This window comes from Chryseobacterium taichungense (assembly GCF_900109935.1).
GTDB classification, from domain to species: Bacteria; Bacteroidota; Bacteroidia; order Flavobacteriales; family Weeksellaceae; genus Chryseobacterium; species Chryseobacterium taichungense.
In genome coordinates, this window is record NZ_FOBV01000001.1 from 790,733 (window position 1) to 808,008 (window position 17,276).

20 protein-coding genes are annotated in these 17,276 nt (G+C 35.0%); 8 read left to right on the forward strand and 12 right to left on the reverse strand.

Going from position 1 to position 17,276, the window contains the following annotated elements; all coding sequences use genetic code 11:
• Positions 1–6: 6 nt before the first annotated feature.
• From BMW64_RS03635 to BMW64_RS03645, 3 genes are read right to left on the reverse strand one after another with little or no spacing between them, the layout of a single operon-like run.
• Positions 7–624, reverse strand: coding sequence for a hypothetical protein (locus BMW64_RS03635; protein WP_089998453.1), 618 nt, complete (start codon positions 622–624; stop codon positions 7–9).
• Positions 621–1,337 carry a hypothetical protein gene (locus BMW64_RS03640; protein ID WP_089998454.1) on the reverse strand — a complete coding sequence of 239 codons (717 nt, stop codon included), beginning with the start codon at positions 1,335–1,337 and terminating at the stop codon, positions 621–623. The genes BMW64_RS03635 and BMW64_RS03640 overlap by 4 nt, the downstream gene beginning before the upstream one ends.
• Positions 1,334–1,657: a PadR family transcriptional regulator gene (locus BMW64_RS03645; RefSeq protein WP_089998455.1), complete on the reverse strand. Its 324-nt coding sequence runs from the start codon at positions 1,655–1,657 to the stop codon at positions 1,334–1,336. The genes BMW64_RS03640 and BMW64_RS03645 overlap by 4 nt, the downstream gene beginning before the upstream one ends.
• A gap of 177 nt (positions 1,658–1,834) precedes the next feature.
• Here BMW64_RS03645 and ruvC point away from each other — a divergent pair, with 177 nt between their 5' ends.
• Positions 1,835–2,389 (forward strand): crossover junction endodeoxyribonuclease RuvC, encoded by a 555-nt coding sequence (gene ruvC / locus BMW64_RS03650; RefSeq protein ID WP_089998456.1) that lies wholly within the window; start codon positions 1,835–1,837, stop codon positions 2,387–2,389.
• 49 nt (positions 2,390–2,438) lie between these two features.
• On the opposite strand, the gene BMW64_RS03655 is transcribed toward ruvC, so the two are convergent.
• Positions 2,439–2,849 carry a hypothetical protein gene (locus BMW64_RS03655; RefSeq protein ID WP_089998457.1) on the reverse strand — a complete coding sequence of 137 codons (411 nt, stop codon included), beginning with the start codon at positions 2,847–2,849 and terminating at the stop codon, positions 2,439–2,441.
• 169 nt (positions 2,850–3,018) lie between these two features.
• Here BMW64_RS03655 and BMW64_RS03660 point away from each other — a divergent pair, with 169 nt between their 5' ends.
• Both BMW64_RS03660 and BMW64_RS03665 read left to right on the forward strand, forming a co-directional pair.
• Positions 3,019–4,089 (forward strand): DUF4407 domain-containing protein, encoded by a 1,071-nt coding sequence (locus BMW64_RS03660; protein ID WP_089998458.1) that lies wholly within the window; start codon positions 3,019–3,021, stop codon positions 4,087–4,089.
• 101 nt (positions 4,090–4,190) lie between these two features.
• Positions 4,191–4,388 (forward strand): KTSC domain-containing protein, encoded by a 198-nt coding sequence (locus BMW64_RS03665; protein ID WP_089998459.1) that lies wholly within the window; start codon positions 4,191–4,193, stop codon positions 4,386–4,388.
• Positions 4,389–4,458: 70 nt separating this feature from the next.
• Here the strand turns inward: BMW64_RS03665 and BMW64_RS03670 are convergent, their stop codons facing one another.
• From BMW64_RS03670 to BMW64_RS03705, 8 genes are all read right to left on the reverse strand, one after another.
• On the reverse strand, positions 4,459–6,333 hold the full coding sequence (locus BMW64_RS03670) for a GEVED domain-containing protein (protein ID WP_089998460.1): 1,875 nt from the start codon (positions 6,331–6,333) through the stop codon (positions 4,459–4,461).
• Between the two features lie 238 nt (positions 6,334–6,571).
• The gene (gene guaB, locus BMW64_RS03675) at positions 6,572–8,032 is read right to left on the reverse strand and encodes an IMP dehydrogenase (protein ID WP_089998461.1); all 1,461 of its coding nucleotides are present in this window, start codon (positions 8,030–8,032) and stop codon (positions 6,572–6,574) included.
• Positions 8,033–8,197: 165 nt separating this feature from the next.
• Complete coding sequence (locus BMW64_RS03680) at positions 8,198–8,698, reverse strand: DUF4252 domain-containing protein (RefSeq protein WP_089998462.1); 501 nt, start codon at positions 8,696–8,698, stop codon at positions 8,198–8,200.
• Positions 8,699–8,711: 13 nt separating this feature from the next.
• Positions 8,712–9,980 carry a DUF4252 domain-containing protein gene (locus tag BMW64_RS03685; RefSeq protein WP_089998463.1) on the reverse strand — a complete coding sequence of 423 codons (1,269 nt, stop codon included), beginning with the start codon at positions 9,978–9,980 and terminating at the stop codon, positions 8,712–8,714.
• A 64-nt stretch (positions 9,981–10,044) separates the two neighbouring features.
• The gene (locus tag BMW64_RS03690; protein WP_177175228.1) at positions 10,045–10,719 is read right to left on the reverse strand and encodes a hypothetical protein; all 675 of its coding nucleotides are present in this window, start codon (positions 10,717–10,719) and stop codon (positions 10,045–10,047) included.
• Positions 10,694–11,203 (reverse strand): RNA polymerase sigma factor, encoded by a 510-nt coding sequence (locus BMW64_RS03695; RefSeq protein ID WP_089998464.1) that lies wholly within the window; start codon positions 11,201–11,203, stop codon positions 10,694–10,696. Before BMW64_RS03695 ends, BMW64_RS03690 begins: the two co-directional genes overlap by 26 nt.
• A 99-nt stretch (positions 11,204–11,302) precedes the next feature.
• The gene (locus BMW64_RS03700; RefSeq protein ID WP_089998465.1) at positions 11,303–12,463 is read right to left on the reverse strand and encodes a GlmU family protein; all 1,161 of its coding nucleotides are present in this window, start codon (positions 12,461–12,463) and stop codon (positions 11,303–11,305) included.
• A 104-nt stretch (positions 12,464–12,567) separates the two neighbouring features.
• A complete protein-coding gene (locus BMW64_RS03705; RefSeq protein WP_002976190.1) occupies positions 12,568–12,819 on the reverse strand; it encodes a type B 50S ribosomal protein L31 in 252 nt (83 codons plus the stop codon).
• A 228-nt stretch (positions 12,820–13,047) separates the two neighbouring features.
• Between BMW64_RS03705 and BMW64_RS03710 the strand changes: the two genes are divergently transcribed.
• The 5 genes from BMW64_RS03710 to BMW64_RS03730 all read left to right on the forward strand — a co-directional run bounded on the left by BMW64_RS03710 (position 13,048) and on the right by BMW64_RS03730 (position 17,089).
• The gene (locus BMW64_RS03710; RefSeq protein WP_089998466.1) at positions 13,048–14,457 is read left to right on the forward strand and encodes a hypothetical protein; all 1,410 of its coding nucleotides are present in this window, start codon (positions 13,048–13,050) and stop codon (positions 14,455–14,457) included.
• Positions 14,458–14,469: 12 nt separating this feature from the next.
• Positions 14,470–14,661, forward strand: coding sequence for a hypothetical protein (locus BMW64_RS03715; protein ID WP_143052636.1), 192 nt, complete (start codon positions 14,470–14,472; stop codon positions 14,659–14,661).
• Entirely contained in the window at positions 14,661–14,987 is a 327-nt protein-coding gene (locus BMW64_RS03720; protein ID WP_089998468.1) for a nucleotide pyrophosphohydrolase, read from the forward strand. The genes BMW64_RS03715 and BMW64_RS03720 overlap by 1 nt, the downstream gene beginning before the upstream one ends.
• Before the next feature lie 81 nt (positions 14,988–15,068).
• Positions 15,069–16,295 carry a 3-phosphoshikimate 1-carboxyvinyltransferase gene (locus BMW64_RS03725; RefSeq protein WP_177175229.1) on the forward strand — a complete coding sequence of 409 codons (1,227 nt, stop codon included), beginning with the start codon at positions 15,069–15,071 and terminating at the stop codon, positions 16,293–16,295.
• Positions 16,292–17,089, forward strand: a complete 798-nt coding sequence (locus BMW64_RS03730; protein ID WP_089998469.1) for an SDR family oxidoreductase — start codon at positions 16,292–16,294, stop codon at positions 17,087–17,089. Before BMW64_RS03725 ends, BMW64_RS03730 begins: the two co-directional genes overlap by 4 nt.
• The last annotated feature ends 187 nt before the right edge of the window (positions 17,090–17,276 follow it).

Genomic DNA, 17,276 nt, shown 5'->3' on the forward strand with positions numbered 1-17,276 from the left:
AAAATTTTATAATAAAACATTAACTCTCCTCGAATTAAAATATAAAAGTTGAAACTGAATAACTAAAGAATACATAAAAAAGAATTTTGTAACCTGAAGATCAATTGTTTCCCAATAATCTCTTGTAAAATAGTACCCGAAAGAAAACATCGCCAGTCCCAAAAACATATTTCTGACTAATAATGGATGAAAGCTCATTGAAATATAACTGGAAAATTTCAGGCTTCTCCTGATAAAATTATAAAGCAGAAGTAAAAACCAGATTCCTGTCAGCAATATTTGCAAGGTAATGAAAAAGTCAGGATTTATATGATACAATACAAAAGATGCTCCGGCAAATACAAATGAAATCAGTGTCATTTTGCGGAATCTTTGATGCAGGATCTCTCTTTCGATTCTCGCTATTCTTTTAAATGAAAAGAAATCAGCTTTTACCATTTCCAATTCATTTTTCCAGCTGACCTTTGTAGCCAGAAATGCCTCCTGAAAACTATACCCTTTGTCTTCCATCAAATTGGAAATCTGCAGGATAAAATGATCTTTTATTTCGGAATGCAACTTTGAAGACAATTTTTTCGAGTCTAAGTATAATCCGATAGTGTTCTGTTGATCTAATGTTATCATGAGAAATAATTTTTTACCGTTTCAAGTTTTCTAATATTTTCTTTTAAAGAGAAATAAGAGAATAGATATAACGTCAAAAAAACAATACCTGCAAGAATACTTTCAGCAAAAATCAACGTTGTTATCTTTTCCTGGGAACCAAAATTTATATAATCATAAATTAACACATATGAATTCTTTGGAAGATCAATTAAATTATCTACAACAATCGTAATGATAAAAATTAACATCGGATGAATGAAATTATTTAAAACCATATTTCTTCCGTAATTCTTATTTTCCATACTTTTCTGGCGAATAAACATCACGATTATCTCAAGAAGTAAACAGAAAACCACAATTTTAATGATTTTATTAATATTTAAATACCATTCCTTATTTAAAGCAAAGGCTAAAATGATTTCTATGCAAATAAATAAAAATGCAATTGAAATTGATTTTAGTAATATACTTTTATTATTCATCTTATCAATTTCATAAGCTATCCTTGTAATTTTTTGTTTTGAAAAAGGATTTTTCTTAACCATACTAAGATCTGCACTCCAATATATTTTTACTTTTTCAAAAGCATTTTCGAAATCCAAATTTTTATTTTTTTGAATTTCTGAAATCTGAGAAATCATATGATCTTTTATCTCGGTTAATAGTTTTCCTGAGATTTTTTTGGACAGTAAATATTTTCCAATTTCTCGCTCCTGAAAAAAAGTTATCATATATTAAAAATCGTATTTAGGTTAAACAAATAATTTTTCATTTCCGCTTCCTGTTCGGCTTGCTGTTTTTTTCCTTTATCTGTTAAAAGGTAGTATTTGCGGTCTCTTCCGTTGATCTTTTGCACTTCAGAAGTAATCACCCCTTCCCCCTCCAGTTTATGTAAAAGCGGATAAAGTGCTCCTTCTGTCATTTCAAGCTCGCCTTTGGTAAGCTCTTTTGCGCGTTGGGTAATCTGGTAACCATACATTTTGACTTCTTTCGCAAGCAGCTTAAGAATAATGTTTTGCAGCGTTCCCTTATAAAGGCTGTTCTTTTTCAATGTCCGATCTTTTATACCTAGCAAATTTATACATAATTTTCTTATGCATGCAAATTAATTTTATTTTGGAATTTAAATAAGAAATTCAGGCATGACAAATACAAATTATATTTCTAGTAATTATTACAAATATTCATTTTCCGAAATATCATTTTAGAAAGTTATATCTTTGCTTTGATGATTGCAGAGAAAGTAATTTTAGGAATTGACCCGGGAACAACGGTCATGGGGTTTGGTATTATTTCCGTCAAGAAAGGTAACATGGAAATGATATCCATTCATGAATTATTGCTAAAAAAATATCCTAATCACGAGACCAAGCTGAAATATATTTTTGATAAAACTTTAGCATTGATTGACGAGTTTCATCCTGATGAGGTTGCTCTGGAAGCACCTTTCTACGGGAAAAACGTACAAAGTATGCTGAAATTGGGAAGAGCGCAGGGCGTTGCGATGGCAGCGAGCCTGCACAGAAACATTCCGATTACAGAATATTCCCCGAAAAAAATAAAAATGGCGATCACAGGAAACGGAAACGCCAGTAAGGAACAGGTTGCCGGAATGCTGCAAAGTTTACTGAATTTAAAAGAATTTCCTACGAAATATCTCGACGCATCAGATGGTCTGGCTGTAGCCGTATGTCACCATTTTAATTCCGGAACCATTGCCGATACGAAATCGTATACCGGCTGGGAAAGCTTTCTAAAGCAAAATCCTGATCGTTTAAAATAATCCCCACAAATATATACGGAAATAATCTGTGGGAATCATTAAATTAAAATTATTTTGATTTGTATTCCTGAGGTGTAATCTTAAAATCCGTGGTCGGCTTTCCATTCTTATCATAGTAGGTATACACCATCGTCACATCGTTATCACGGAATTCTTTAATATCGGGAGAAGTTTTGATCACTTTCAGCGCTCCTTCTTTTGCGGTGTTTTTAAAAGCCTCAATCTGTTCAGGGCTTACGCTTTCTTTTTCATCATCAGTTAATGTGTAATTGTATCTGAAAATTTTTCCGGGTTGGGCAGATACGCTGTCGAGACGAACTCCATCAGCAAGATTCTGTGGCGTGGTTTTGTTGATATTTGCAGCAACTTCCTTAAGATCATCATCAATTGTTTTCTCTTTGTTACAGGAAGATAAAGTAAGTGTAAGACACAGTACCGAAAGGCTCATTACATTTTTCATATTTAAAATTTTAGTGATTGCTACTTAAAGATAAGAATATTTTCTTAATTAAATTTAATTTATTGATTAACAGCAAAATAAACTAATATTTAATTATACTTGGTAAAACATAATACTATCTTTTACATTGGTATAATTTTTAATAGTACATTTGTATAAATTTTCTGTCATGAAAAACAACCAACAAACTATAAATCAAGTGAATCAAAACATAAATTGGTTCCAGAAATTTCTGATGGTCTGCTCCGGAGGAAATATTCATATTTTACGAAAAACGCCCAGCGAATGGAATAAATTTGCCGGAATCGGCGGAATCGTTTTATTTACGGCTGTTTTCGCAACATTATCTGCAGGATATGCGATGTATACTGTATTTGATAATATTTGGTCAGCAATTGGCTTTGGGGTTCTATGGGGATTAATGATCTTTAATCTGGATCGCTATATCGTTTCTTCCATAAGAAAAACAGGAACTTGGTGGAATCAGATTTTAATGGCTATTCCCAGACTGATTTTAGCCACTTTTTTAGGAATTATTATTTCTAAGCCTTTAGAACTTAAAATTTTTGAAAAAGAAGTTAACAAACAGCTGAATACCATTATCCAGAGAAATAAGAAGCAGCTTCAGGGCGAAATGAACGGTAGAATTCTACAACAAAGCGGACCTTTTGAAACTGAAAAGAAACAGATCTCAGAAAAAATTGCCAATTATCAGAAATCTTATGATTCTGCATCAGTAGAACTCGAAAAAGAAATTCTGGGAAAACAATCCGGATTAACGAGTGGCAAAGAAGGTTTCGGACCTAATGCAAAACGTAAACAGGAATTAAAGGAACAAAGACGGCAGGATCTTGAAAATTATCAGAAACAGGTTGCTCCTCGCTTGGAATATTTAGACAAAGAAATTTCAAAAGTGTATACTAATTTAGAAACTGAAAGAAAATCTACCGAAACTTTTGAAGATAAGTTCAATGGTTTCGCTGCAAGACTTCAAGCTCTGGACGAACTAGGGAAAAATTCAGCTATTATTGGTCTGGCCGCCACATTCATAATGGGGCTTTTCATTTGTCTTGAAATCTCTCCTGTTTTGGTTAAATTGATCTCTCATGTCGGACCTTACGATTATCTTCTTGAAAAAACAGAAAATGATTTCCGACTCTATTCTAAGGAAAAGGTAGAAAAAGGAAATGCTTTGACAGATTTCAGAATCGATGATTTTAAGGATAAATTAGGTAAATAATTCATTTAAAATATCTCACCATCAGCCTTTCGGAATTCTCCGGAAGGTTTTTTTTATGAATAAACAATATCTAAAGGAATATTTTTTGTTCTAAATATTGTATGCCGTCATCAGTAGTCAATAAATATCTGTATTTTCCTGAGACTGAAATTTTAAGAATAATTTATCAGTCGGGCGCAGTATATGACTATTTAAAAGTGCCCTTAGAAGTTGTTGAAAGATTTAAAACTGTACAATCGAAAGGGCGGTTTTTAAACTATGTTATAAAGCCGAAATTTAAATACAGGAAGGTTGAATAATTATGATCAGTCTTAAAATAAAAATGTCCCCAATCATAAATTGGAGACATTTTTTATAGCAGACAACAGATTATTTAATAATCATCTTGGATGCTTTATTGTTTTTACCGTTTGAAATCTGAATCATATAAACACCTTTTTCAAGTTGTTGATCGATTTTATAAATGTCTTTACTTTCTGCTGTTACAGTCGGATTTGCAATTAATCGACCAGACATATCAGAAATAGACACTTTCAGATCTTTACCGTTTTTAGCTTTAATAAATACATGATCTCCACTCGCTACAGGATTCGGATAAACAACAAGGTCATCATTATCTGCTTTCGTTTCGCTTGTAGCTAAAGTAGTTACCAACCTTACAGAATAGTCTTCAACTTGTCCGTACTGCAGTTGTCCACATGGGGCGTAATTATTTTGAGATTCAGCATCGACCAATACTCTCATTCTAAGCGGAGTGTTCAATACCGCGGTAGCAGGTGGAGTAAAGGTTGCATTTAATGTTCCGATTGAGTTTGCATTTAAAGGAATATCGTTTGCACTTCCTACTAATTCAGAAGATTCAAATGTCCCATTATTATTGTAATCAATCCATACTCTTGCAGACTGAGAATTTAACATAATATCAACTTGTACGTTTTGAGGTTGCCCTACCACTAAATCAGTAGATGAGTTCGTCAAACAAGATTGAGATGTATAATCTACATAAAACGAAGGCGCACCGCCCCACATTCCGGCAGATTGATTATTGATTTGTCCTAATCTAACAGCAACAGGTCCTGTTAAAAAACCATTTGATGCAGGATTTACTACCCCTGTAGGATTACACGTTGCTGCAACTGGCACCATAGATGGGGCAGGTGCCGGAGGTAATGCAGTAGCTCCTTTGGACGTTGTAAGGCTACCTCTGATTAGCATGAAATAGTCATCAATTCTCTCACCCTGTCCTGCAGTAAATTTTTGAGCTACAGAATTGGAATAATTCATCATGTTATATTGTACTCCCTGATAATTAACACCGGTACAAGGATTAATTTCTGAATTGCTCGGCACAGGCCAAAGCGCATATCCACTACCCGCTCTTTCTGTATCGCAGACACGATCATCATCATTTTCGCATACCCCTGTTGTTGTTGGACAATAGTCAGCATCACCAGGAACAGCATCATAAGTACCATTTTTGAACGTGTGAAATAATCCCATAGCATGCCCAAATTCGTGAGCAAATGTAGTATCGTGAAGATTTGTTACAACCCCAGATTTCATAAAAGACTCATAGTTTGAATCCGCGTTATTAGGAAAAGATGCAAATCCCATTAAACCAGAATTGGGTGAACTGTCGCCATCAAATTTACTGATTACATAAATATTGAAATATGCCGATTCAGGCCAGTGCGGAGCCAGATTCTTAATTGCTGTTCTGCTTGCTCCATTACTTGTGCTATATGCCATACCATACGTATTGTAACCAGCCAGTAAATTGCCATTATATCTTACAATTCCTGTCGTAGCTTCGCAATTTGGTGTTCTTTTAGCTAAAACAAGTTTAATTGGAAAAACAGCAGATTGTCCAAAGTCAGATGCTACTCCACTAGCAGGCCATGGATAAGTTCCCGCATACATTTTATTTGCGTTCTCGATCCAGTTCTGAATTTGTGCATCAGACTTATTATATGTTGTTCCAATTGCAGCACCGTTAGGATAGATAACATGTACTACTACAGGAATTTCATAAACACCATTAACGAGTTTCGCTGTTACTGCTGAAGGATTATTTTTCTTCTCTTCCTTAATTTTTTTAATAATTTTTTCAAATGCTTCTCTCATCCCAGGATTTTGCCTATCCTGCAGTGCTAATTCTTCATCAAAACCACAGATTCTATGCTGCTGTTGAGCCGTTAGTGACAATGAAAGCAACATAAAGCCATAAAATAATATTCTCTTCATTTATTATAAATTAATTTTAAAGTTTCCAAATTTACAAATTAATTATATATCTTATTTTTATTCCTTAATTATTATCAGCTTTGAAAGAGAATTCGCATGATTTTTTAAAATTTTATAACCAATATAGTTTATTAGTTATTTGAAACCTTAATCAAAAAATATGTATTACCACTACATCCAAAATAAAAAACTGCTCAATTATTCATTGAACAGTTTTTTATTTATGTTGAAAATATTTCTATAAAGAATAATTCGGAGCTTCCTGTGTGATGATTACATCATGAGGGTGAGATTCTTTCAATCCGCTTCCTGTGATCATTACCATTTTGGTTTCTGTCTGTAAAGCTTCAACATCTTTAGCTCCACAATATCCCATTCCAGCTCTTAGACCGCCTGTTAACTGGAAAATAACATCTTCCAATTTACCTTTACTCGGTACTCTTCCTTCAATTCCTTCCGGAACGAATTTTTTAGCTTCACTCTGGAAATATCTTTCTTTTCCACCTCTCTTCATTGCAGAAAGGCTTCCCATTCCCTGATAAGTTTTAAATTTTCTACCCTGGAAAATAATTTCTTCACCCGGTGCCTCATCTGTTCCGGCTAACAGTGATCCCAGCATTACAGCTCCCGCTCCGCTTGCAATAGCTTTTACAATATCTCCTGAAAGCTTGATACCTCCATCTGCAATAACTGCAACATTTTTGGTTTTGGCATATTCATAAACATTATAAATAGCAGATAACTGAGGAACTCCAACTCCGGCAACGACTCTTGTTGTACAGATAGAACCAGGACCGACACCTACTTTAAGAACATTCGCTCCTGCTTTAATCAAATCTTCTGCAGCTTCTGCCGTCACGATATTTCCACCCACGATATCAAGATCAGGGTATGCTTTTCTGATTTCTGAGATTTTATCCAAAACACCTTTAGAATGTCCGTGTGCAGAATCGATACCGATAATATCAACGCCTGCTTTTACCAATGCTTCAATTCTATCAAGAGTATCTTCTCCTACTCCAACGCCTGCTCCAACGATTAACCTACCGTTTTGATCTTTGTTGGCATTTGGATATTCCAGCTGGTTATCAATATCTTTAATTGTGATTAATCCTACCAGTTTATTTTCAGCATCAACGATCGGAAGTTTTTCCACCCTGTTTTTCAGTAGAATTTCTTTCGCTTTTTCCAGGTTGGTATTTTTATCTGAAGTGATGAGATTATCTTTTGTCATGATCTCCTCCACCTTCATATCAAGGTTTTCCTGATATTTTACATCCCTGTTGGTGATGATTCCTATTAAGGTATTTTCAGCATCAACAACCGGCAGCCCAGAAATTTTATATTTCGCCATTGTATCTTTTGCCTGAGCCAGCGTATGGTCTTTTGAAAGAGTAACAGGATCAGAGATCATTCCGTTTTCAGAACGTTTTACTCTGTTTACTTGTGCAGCCTGCTCTGCAATGGTCATATTTTTATGAATGAAACCCAAACCTCCCACTCTTGCCAGTGCAATTGCCAATTCAGCTTCGGTTACTGTATCCATTGCAGCAGAAACTATAGGAACATTCAGCGTAATTTTGTCGGTAAGTCTTGATTTTAATGAAACCTGATTAGGTAAAACTTCTGAATAAGAAGGGACTAGAAGCACGTCATCGAAAGTGATGGCTGTCTCTACAATTTTGTTATGAATAGACATCTTTACTTTCTTGCAAAATTAAGATTTTTTGATGAAATACGAAAATCGATTTTAATAGTTTAAATAAAACTTAATAATCAATAACTTAAATTAAAAAACCATCTCGTTTTAAGAAATGGTTTTTGGTACAAAATAAAATTTAGAATATGATTGAATATGAAATGTCTACTTATCCTGTGCAGAAGCAATCATTTTTGAGATATCATCTGCCGTAAAACTTCCCCGGATATCTACAAAAACAAGTTCTTTATCTGAGTTTACCGTAATCAGCATATTTTTAATAGCATCGCCTTTCTGCTTTACCCGAATGTTGACATTATCACCATCGTGCTTTATAGTTGCCCATTCTTCATAATTATTGTTATTCAGATAGCTGGCAAAATCTTTCAGCATATTACGGTCTCCGTTTTCCACAGTCATTACTTTTATCTTGGAAACTTTTCGTATCATCCTGATGATCTCTTCATCTTCGCCATCTTCTCTTAAAGCTTTTTTAATATAAGGCTTCGCCAGGAATAACGGAACATTTATACTTACGAATTTAGCTCCTTTAAAATCGTGTCCCGATTCCGAAAAGTAAGCCATATTTGGTTTTTCGGAAACAATGCAGGACTGTATGACAAACATTACAGAAAGAAACAAGAAAAGATTTTTTACTATTTTCATGGCATTGATTTTTTTAGTTGATTTGTTTCAAGCTTCCACCTGATGTTTTACTGATATTAGAGTTTATAACAGGATTCCCTTTATATTTTATGGTTCCTCCTGAAGAAGCAGTTGCTTTTAGCCTCTCTACCGCATGGCCTGATACAACCGCTCCTGATGTTGCTTCAGCCTCCAATTCATTGAACTGAAATTTTTCTGCATTACAAACCGCACCGCTGCTTACATCTATCGCACCAACTTCAACTCTTCCGTTGAGATTCGCTACCGCGCCGCTTGACGCCTTGATATTAATCAGTTTAGAATTAATGGTAGAATTTATTACGGCTCCCGAGCTTACTTCCACTTTTGCATTATTCGAGATATTGAAATTCCCGTTGATTACAGATCCTGATGAAAGATCAACTGAAACGGCATTTTCATTTATATTATTGATTGCATTGAAAACAGCCCCCGAAGAAGTCTTAATATTATCAATTCTTGGCGCAGATACATTTACGCTAATATTTTTAAACTTTAAGTTTCGCTGCCCTTTATTGTCAATATATACTTTCAAAACTCCGTTATCAACTTTTGTGATGATATACTGAAGCTTATCAGCATCTGCAATTACCTTTACCGAAGTTGGGTTTTCCTGCTTAAAGTTGACAACAACCCCGGTACTTACCTGAAGTCCTGAGAATTCTCCTACACTCCTTAATTCACCATTAAGATAAGAAGAAGTATTCTGGGAAGCAAAGCTGCTTCTGGTATTGGTTGAAGAATTTGTTTTGGTTTCTGTCGAATTAATGAGCTTATTAATGTCATCCATCGAAAGTCTGCCGTCAAGTTTTATCAAAATACTTTCTTCACCACCACTGTCAATGCTTAATAAGAGATCATCCAGAATTCCATCTTTTTCTTCCGCTGAAAGAAATTTTATTTTCGCGCCATTGCTGTTCATGGTCATGATCTCACTGTAATTGAGATTACTTAAATAAGATCTTATATCCCTGTTGATCTGCGAAAGCTTTTGCCCCTTCATAGAGCTTTCATCCTCAGGCTTTTCTGCGATGAACACCTTTAATCCTTTTATTTTTGACAATAAAGGTTTTATCTGATCAAGTTCTGCATCTCCAAGATTCAGATTGCTCAGCATACCGAACATGGGCTTTGCAATTTTGATCGAAGTTACCCCTTCTACTTCCTGATACTTATCAAAAAGCTGGTCTAATTTATCCTGCTGGCCATACATATTAAAAAAATGTGAAAAGGCCAATGCGAATATGATGAATATTTTTTTCATGAGTCAATTTTATTTTTTGATTATTAGTGCCTGATCAGGTGCATAATCTTTTTTTAAAGGTTAATTAATAATCGTCGTCAACGACTTTTGGTTGTACTAATTTTTCACTGACGTTATTTGCAAATATTTGGAATGAATACTTAGTCACATTAATGGCTTCTTCCACATTTTCAATTCTTTTTCCGTTCACAATAACGTAAGAATCTTTGTATCCTGTGGAATCTTTTGAAGCTTTCTGATAAGAGGAATTATAAACAAATCTTGGTTTTCTTTCTTTTTTAAGCCTTCCCCTTTTCGGTAAAATTTCATCTAAATAATCTTTTTCAGCCATTGTGTTTTCCTGAAACAGAGAATCTTTTTTAGCTCCGGAAACAGAATCCGACACTTGGTTTACAGCAACCTGAGCCTGATGCTCGCTGTTCTCTTCAATAAAATCATTCTTCTGTAGTTTAATCTGATTTTCCACCAGTTGAGCCTGATCTTCAACATTGCTGTTATTATAATTAAATATAAATCCAATGCTTAACAGCACCACTACACTTGCCGCCATCCAGAACCACTTTGGAATCGAAGGCCTGTTTTTGCCGTCAATCGGAATAATAGGAGTTTCATTATTGTCTTGTACCTCATCTTTATCTTCCGCTTTTTTCAGAAAATCTTCGAAATCCCAGTCCATCTTTTCTTCCTTTAAATGTTGGAAGATCTCGTTATATTTATCTTGAAATTTGTCTTTGCTCATAGCTCATCATTTGTGAGATTTGTTCTTTTACTTTTTGTCTTGCCCGCATCAGATTTACTCTTACTGCGTTTTCTTCCATTTCCAGCATTTCTGCTATTTCTGAAACTTCATATTCTTCTACATCTTTCAAATGGATAACCATCTTTTGTTTTTCCGGAAGCTGATTGATGAAACCAATGATTTGTTCCTTCAGATTATTCACTTCCATACTGTAAAGCTCTGACCTGTGAAGCTGCATATCAGCAAATCCCATCTTTACATCGTGATGCTTCAGCCTGTTCAGACATTCGTTCCGGACTGCTTTCAATGCATAAGATTTCAAATTTCCGAACTGCTCCAGTTCATCTTTTTTCTGCCAGAATTTGATCATCAGATCCTGCACCACGTCCTCTGCCTCATCACTACTCATGACGAACCTTTTCGCAAAGCGATACATCTCATTTTTGAGAATGAATACCGTACTTTTAAAAGCTTCTTGGGTCATAAGTTTTGTTTCTATAAGTAAGACAATCAGATTTTACATAATATTACATTAAAAGTAAAAAAACTTCAAAAAAATTTGAAGTTTCCTTTATTGATCGGTTTAATACGTATCAAAAATATGTTTTAAAATCGCTTTATCTTCATCTCTCAAAGTCACTTTTCTTCTTGCCATGGCTCGTTCTGCGACTTCATAGGCTTTATCTAATTTGAATTTTTCGTCGTCTTTAAAACCACCCCACGAAAAATTTTCAACTAAATTCGGAGGAAAACCTTCTTTAAAAATATTGGAAGCCACACCTATTACCGTTCCTGTATTGAGTTGGGTATTAATCGCAGTTTTAGAATGATCACCCATGATGAGTCCTGCAAACTGCAATCCCGTATCTTCAAAAGCTTTTCTTCTGTAATTCCATAATCTTACATTTCCATAATTATTCTTCATGTTGGAAGAATTGGAATCCGCTCCGAAATTACACCATTCACCAATGACCGAGTTTCCGATAAAACCATCATGCCCTTTATTGGAATACCCGAAAATAATAATATTGCTCACTTCTCCTCCAACTTTTGAATGAGGACCAATAGTGGTTGCTCCGTAAATTTTTGCTCCCAGGTTAAATTTAGATTCTTCACAAAGTGCGATCGGACCACGCAAATGGCAGCCTTCCATAACCTCAGCATTTTTACCGATATAAATTTTCCCTGTTTTCGTATTGAGTGTTGAAAATTCAATCTGAGCCCCTTCCTCAATAAACAAATCTTTCTTATCTCCTAAAAATCCGTTAGTAGAAGAAAGTTCCCGGGAAGCTCTTCCTTTTGTAAGCAAATCAAAGTCAAAATCAATTGCTTTATGGTTATAGGTAAAAAGATCCGCTGGCTTTTTAAAGAATACAAGTTCTTCTTTAATATCGGTCATCTTTTCAATCTGATGAAGAGAAAAACCATCCATATTGATTTTTGCAGCAATCAATTCATCTTCATAAACCAACGCTTCTCCCTGTTTCAGTTCTTTTATTTGCTGAATGACATTTTCCGTGGGTAAAAAATTTGTTACCAGAAAAAGACTTTCTTTTCTTTCAGGCTCGGGAAATTTTTTCTGCAGATAAGCTTCGGTGAAAAAAGAAATTTCGGTGTTTTCTAAAATTTTCTGCCATCTCTGTGAGAAGGTAAGAATTCCGCATCGCATTTCTGCAACAGGCCGTGTAAAAGTTAGCGGAAGAAAATCTTCCCAATATTGTGCATCTGAAAATACTAGTTGCATCGTTCAGTTTAAGTTTAATGTTAAAAATTCAACGTGTAACAAAAATACAATAAAAAAAGTCTTCCGAAAACCGAAAGACTTTTAAATATTTTAATGTCAAAAAATTACTTAGCGAATTTTTTGTATTTGTTCATGAACTTATCAACTCTACCTGCAGTGTCAACCAATTTCACTTTACCAGTGTAGAAAGGGTGAGAAGTTGAAGAGATTTCCATTTTGATCAAAGGATACTCTTGTCCTTCGTACTCGATAGTGTCTTTTGTTTCTGCTGTAGACTTGCAAAGAAATACTTCGTCGTTACTCATATCTTTGAAAACAACAAGTCTATAATTTTCTGGGTGGATTCCGTTTTTCATGTGTAAATTTCTTTTTTTGTTAATGTCACATGTAACCTTGCGGTTTCATAATACAATGTTAAAAATTAAAGTTTGCTTTCGAAATAGTAATGGATATTTCTCTGCTAATTTTAGGTTGCAAAAGTACAATATTTTTTTGAATTTGCAAATATGCTGTCAATATTTTTTTCTTCATAAGAAATTCGAAGTATTTTCGTTACATTTGAAATTTATTAAACTTTAATTTCGATGAAATTCAAATTATTACTGGCTTTTTCTTTCTGGATGCTTGTTATGGCTGTATCTTGTAATAAGGATGATATCAGTTTTGATACACCTTCGCAAAAACTAAGTTTTTCCAAAGACACGGTTTTTTGTGACACGGTTTATCATCAGGTTCGTTCTGAAACGTATGCGGTGAAAGTTTATAACAATGAAGATAAAGACATCCTGATCCCGAGAATTCATCTTGAAAAAGGATCTTCATCATTATATAAGATCAATGTAGACGGAAAGCCCGGATATGATTTTAAAGATGTGCCTCTGAGAAAGAAAGACAGTCTTTATATTTTCGTGGAAATTGCTCCTGAAGCTACCGGCCCTGAAGCTATCGCTGAAGATAAAATCCTTTTCGACAGCCCTGCGGGGCAGCAAAATGTAGTCTTATTCTCCGTTGTACAGGATGCGGAATTTTTTATTAAAAGTTCATCCAATCCTAATATCATCACTTCAGATGCAACCTGGAATAATGATAAGGCTAAAATCATTTATGGTGACTTAACAATTGATGAAAATGTAATCCTGAATGTACAAGCCGGAACCAAAGTATATTTTCATAAAAACAGTGGAATGAAAGTGTTATCCGGAGCGACTTTAAATATTAACGGAACTTTGGCCAACAACGTTACCCTTCGCGGAGACAGAAATGATCCTGCCTACGATACCATTCCTAAAAACTGGAATTCTGTTAAAATGGAACCCGGATCTAATTTAAATATGAATTATGCAAGACTTTTCGGTGGAACAAGAGGGCTTGAAATGAAGCAAACCAATGCAACCATCAACAATTCATTTATTCATACTTTTCAGGAATATGGTATTTATGCAGTCGCTTCTACAGTGAATGCAAAAAACCTTGTAATGAATAACTGTGGAGAATCGGCGATTGGAATCTTTAAAGGTGGTACTCACAATTATGTGCATTCTACCATTGCCAATTATTCTGATCTTCTGCAATCTTACAACAGAAACGGAATTTTTGCGACAAACGAATGGAAAAACGAATCAAACCAAACAGAACAAGGCGCTCTGATCTTAAATGTGAGAAATAGCATCGTCTATTCAGACCGCGATAATTCAGTATTTTTTGAACAAACTCCGGGGCAGCTATTTAATTTTGTATTCGAGAACTGCCTATTAAAATACTCCACCCAATCAGAGGCAGGTTTCCTTGATACAGCTCCGAGTGTGATACAGTTGGTTAAAAACCAAGATCCGCTGTTTGTAAATTATTTTGCAGCACAAATGAATTTAAGAGTAAAACAAAACTCTCCCGCTATCGGAAAAGGAAGTACAGCTGTTGCTGCAACGGTTCCTACAGATATTGCAGGTAATTCAAGGACCTCAAATCCTACTTTGGGTGCGTATCAGTATCAATAAAATTATATGCAAATGGATTTTAATATTGTAAAAATAGGAGGATTTATTGTGTTATTCTTATTATACATTATGATAAGAAAACTCTTCAGTAAATTTGCAAACTTTACTGAAAAAATAGGGCAATCTATCGAGGAGGCAGAAGAAATCAGCCACCTGAAAGAAAAGATCAACAATCTTGAAATACAGATCAACAATAAAAAATAATGGAAATCATAAATCTGCAGCAGCAAGTTGATGAATGGATAAAAACCATCGGCGTCCGTTATTTCAATGAACTCACCAATATGGCCATGCTGACCGAGGAAGTTGGTGAAGTGGCGCGAATTATTGCAAGAAAGTATGGAGAGCAAAGCGAAAAGGAAAGTGATAAAAGCAAAGATCTCGGCGAAGAGCTTGCGGATGTATTATTTGTCACTTTATGCTTAGCCAATCAGACCGGAGTCAATCTGCAGGAAGCTTTTGATAAAAAAATGAAAATAAAGACGGATCGCGATAAAGAACGCCATCAGAATAATGAGAAATTAAAATAATTCAGGAAGATGGATGATGGAAGTTTTAATACCGCTAGTGAACTCCCCGCTTCCGGCCTCCAACTTCCTTACTTGAAAATAATGAAGCTAGAAAAATCACAATTAAAAGAAAACCAGACCATACAGATCAGCGGTTCGAAAAGTATTTCGAATCGTTTGTTGATTTTAGAAAGTCTGTTCAGCAATATACAAATTGGAAACCTCTCGAATTCCCAGGACACCAGTCTTTTGAAAAAAGCTTTATCAGAAAATACAGAGGTCGTGGATATTCACCATGCCGGAACCGCGATGCGTTTTCTTACTTCCTACTATTCAATTCAGGAAGGTAAAACAACGATTCTTACCGGTTCAAAAAGAATGAAAGAAAGACCCATTAAAAATCTTGTTACTGCTTTACAGAATCTCGGTGTAGAAATTGAATATCTGGAAAATGAAGGCTTTCCTCCACTGAAAATAAAAGGCAGAAAAATCATTCAGGAAAAAGTAGATGTGCCAGCAAATATATCAAGCCAGTTTATCACTTCCCTCCTATTAATCGCAGGAAAACTGGAAAACGGACTGGAAATAAACTTGGTTGGCGAAGTTACTTCAAGATCATATATTGAAATGACACTGAACATTTTAACGAAATTCGGAATTAGAAACAATTTTGCCGGAAATACGATCAAAGTAGAACCATTTATAAATCATCAGTCATCCATCATCAATTACGAAGTAGAAAGTGACTGGAGTTCTGCTTCCTACTTCTACTCTTTTGCCGCTTTGGGAAGAAAGACCATTCATCTGAAAAGTTTTTATAAAAAATCTACTCAGGGAGATTCTGCCATTGCAAAAATTTATGAAGATTTTTTCGGAATTAAAACAATTTTTACTGAAGATGAGCATAAAATCACCTTACAGCCTGACCCTGATTTTGTATTTCCTGAAAAGATTTTTTTGGATATGAATAACTGTCCCGACATCGCTCAAACGCTTTGTGTAACAGCTGCAGCCTTGAAAATTCCTTTTGAAATTTCCGGCCTGGGAACATTAAGAGTAAAAGAAACCGACAGACTTTTAGCCTTACATCAAGAATTAAAAAAGCTGGGAGCAGAAACAGAGTTTACTGATCTTACCATTAAATCAATCAGCTTTAGTAAGCCTGAAGATAATATTTCCATTAAGACTTATCAGGATCACCGGATGGCAATGGCATTTGCGCCGTTCTGCCTTATTAAAGAATTACATATTGAAGATGAAGATGTTGTTGAAAAATCCTATCCGATGTTTTGGGAAGATTTAAAAATTATTTTAACTGAAAATTCATGAATACAAAAACGATAATCATCACCGGAACCTCATCAGGAATCGGTTTCGTACTGGCTGAATATTTTGGCAAAAAAGGTCATAAAGTCTACGGTCTGAGCAGAAAACATACCGAAAGTGCCTATTTTACCTCCATCCCTACTGATGTAACGGATAACGATGCCGTACAAAATGCCATCGCAGAAGTACTGAAAACAGAAACCAGAATCGATGTTCTGATCAACAACGCAGGAATGGGAATGGTCGGTGCTGTGGAAGATTCCTCAAAAGAGGATATTTTGAAATTATTCAAACTGAATTTAGTTGGAGCCGTACAAATGATGAGTGCAGTAATGCCGAAAATGCGCGAGAATAAATTCGGACAGATCATCAATGTTTCCAGCATCGGAAGTGAGATGGGACTGCCTTTCCGAGGATTTTATTCGGCTTCAAAATCGGCTTTGGATAAGGTGACGGAAGCTATGAGATATGAAGTTTACCCTTGGAATATTCATGTTTGCTCACTTCATTTGGGAGATATAAAAACCAATATTGCGGAAAACCGGGTGAGAACAAAAGTTTCAGAACCGTACAAGAATGTTTTCGATAAAGTGTATGCTTTAATGAATAGCCACGTTGGTGACGGAACCGAACCTTTGGAAGTTGCAGAATATATCGATCAGCTTTTGCTTAAAAATAAATGGAAGGCTCATTATTATTTTGGCAAATTCGGGCAGAAAATCGGGGTTCCTTTGAAATGGATTCTTCCACAGGGAACTTATGAAAATTTAATGAAAAAATACAATAAACTGGCTTAAAAACTGTTAATTGAATGGTGCATTGTCATTCTGAACGGAATGAAATGCAGTGAAGAATCTTTTTGTATTTTTATTGAGATTCTTCATTCGTTCCACTACATTCAGAATGACAAATTGAAATTAATTCTAAAAATATTCTTTATCCTCTGTTGCGTTTGTATTCAGGCGCAGAAAAAACCGTATTTCC

Bases quoted from the DNA above. Each gene is read 5' to 3' on its own strand.
- BMW64_RS03720 (WP_089998468.1), top strand. From the start codon at position 14,661: ATGGAAATCATAAATCTGCAGCAGCAAGTTGATGAATGGATAAAAACC.
- BMW64_RS03665 (WP_089998459.1), top strand. From the start codon at position 4,191: ATGCCGTCATCAGTAGTCAATAAATATCTGTATTTTCCTGAGACTGAA.
- BMW64_RS03710 (WP_089998466.1), top strand. From the start codon at position 13,048: ATGAAATTCAAATTATTACTGGCTTTTTCTTTCTGGATGCTTGTTATG.
- BMW64_RS03715 (WP_143052636.1), top strand. From the start codon at position 14,470: ATGGATTTTAATATTGTAAAAATAGGAGGATTTATTGTGTTATTCTTA.
- BMW64_RS03705 (WP_002976190.1), bottom strand. From the start codon at position 12,819: ATGAAAAACGGAATCCACCCAGAAAATTATAGACTTGTTGTTTTCAAA.
- ruvC (WP_089998456.1), top strand. From the start codon at position 1,835: ATGATTGCAGAGAAAGTAATTTTAGGAATTGACCCGGGAACAACGGTC.
- BMW64_RS03680 (WP_089998462.1), bottom strand. From the start codon at position 8,698: ATGAAAATAGTAAAAAATCTTTTCTTGTTTCTTTCTGTAATGTTTGTC.
- BMW64_RS03690 (WP_177175228.1), bottom strand. From the start codon at position 10,719: ATGAGCAAAGACAAATTTCAAGATAAATATAACGAGATCTTCCAACAT.
- BMW64_RS03685 (WP_089998463.1), bottom strand. From the start codon at position 9,980: ATGAAAAAAATATTCATCATATTCGCATTGGCCTTTTCACATTTTTTT.
- BMW64_RS03660 (WP_089998458.1), top strand. From the start codon at position 3,019: ATGAAAAACAACCAACAAACTATAAATCAAGTGAATCAAAACATAAAT.
- BMW64_RS03670 (WP_089998460.1), bottom strand. From the start codon at position 6,333: ATGAAGAGAATATTATTTTATGGCTTTATGTTGCTTTCATTGTCACTA.
- BMW64_RS03655 (WP_089998457.1), bottom strand. From the start codon at position 2,849: ATGAAAAATGTAATGAGCCTTTCGGTACTGTGTCTTACACTTACTTTA.
- BMW64_RS03640 (WP_089998454.1), bottom strand. From the start codon at position 1,337: ATGATAACTTTTTTTCAGGAGCGAGAAATTGGAAAATATTTACTGTCC.
- BMW64_RS03700 (WP_089998465.1), bottom strand. From the start codon at position 12,463: ATGCAACTAGTATTTTCAGATGCACAATATTGGGAAGATTTTCTTCCG.
- BMW64_RS03635 (WP_089998453.1), bottom strand. From the start codon at position 624: ATGATAACATTAGATCAACAGAACACTATCGGATTATACTTAGACTCG.
- BMW64_RS03695 (WP_089998464.1), bottom strand. From the start codon at position 11,203: ATGACCCAAGAAGCTTTTAAAAGTACGGTATTCATTCTCAAAAATGAG.
- guaB (WP_089998461.1), bottom strand. From the start codon at position 8,032: ATGTCTATTCATAACAAAATTGTAGAGACAGCCATCACTTTCGATGAC.
- BMW64_RS03730 (WP_089998469.1), top strand. From the start codon at position 16,292: ATGAATACAAAAACGATAATCATCACCGGAACCTCATCAGGAATCGGT.
- BMW64_RS03725 (WP_177175229.1), top strand. From the start codon at position 15,069: ATGAAGCTAGAAAAATCACAATTAAAAGAAAACCAGACCATACAGATC.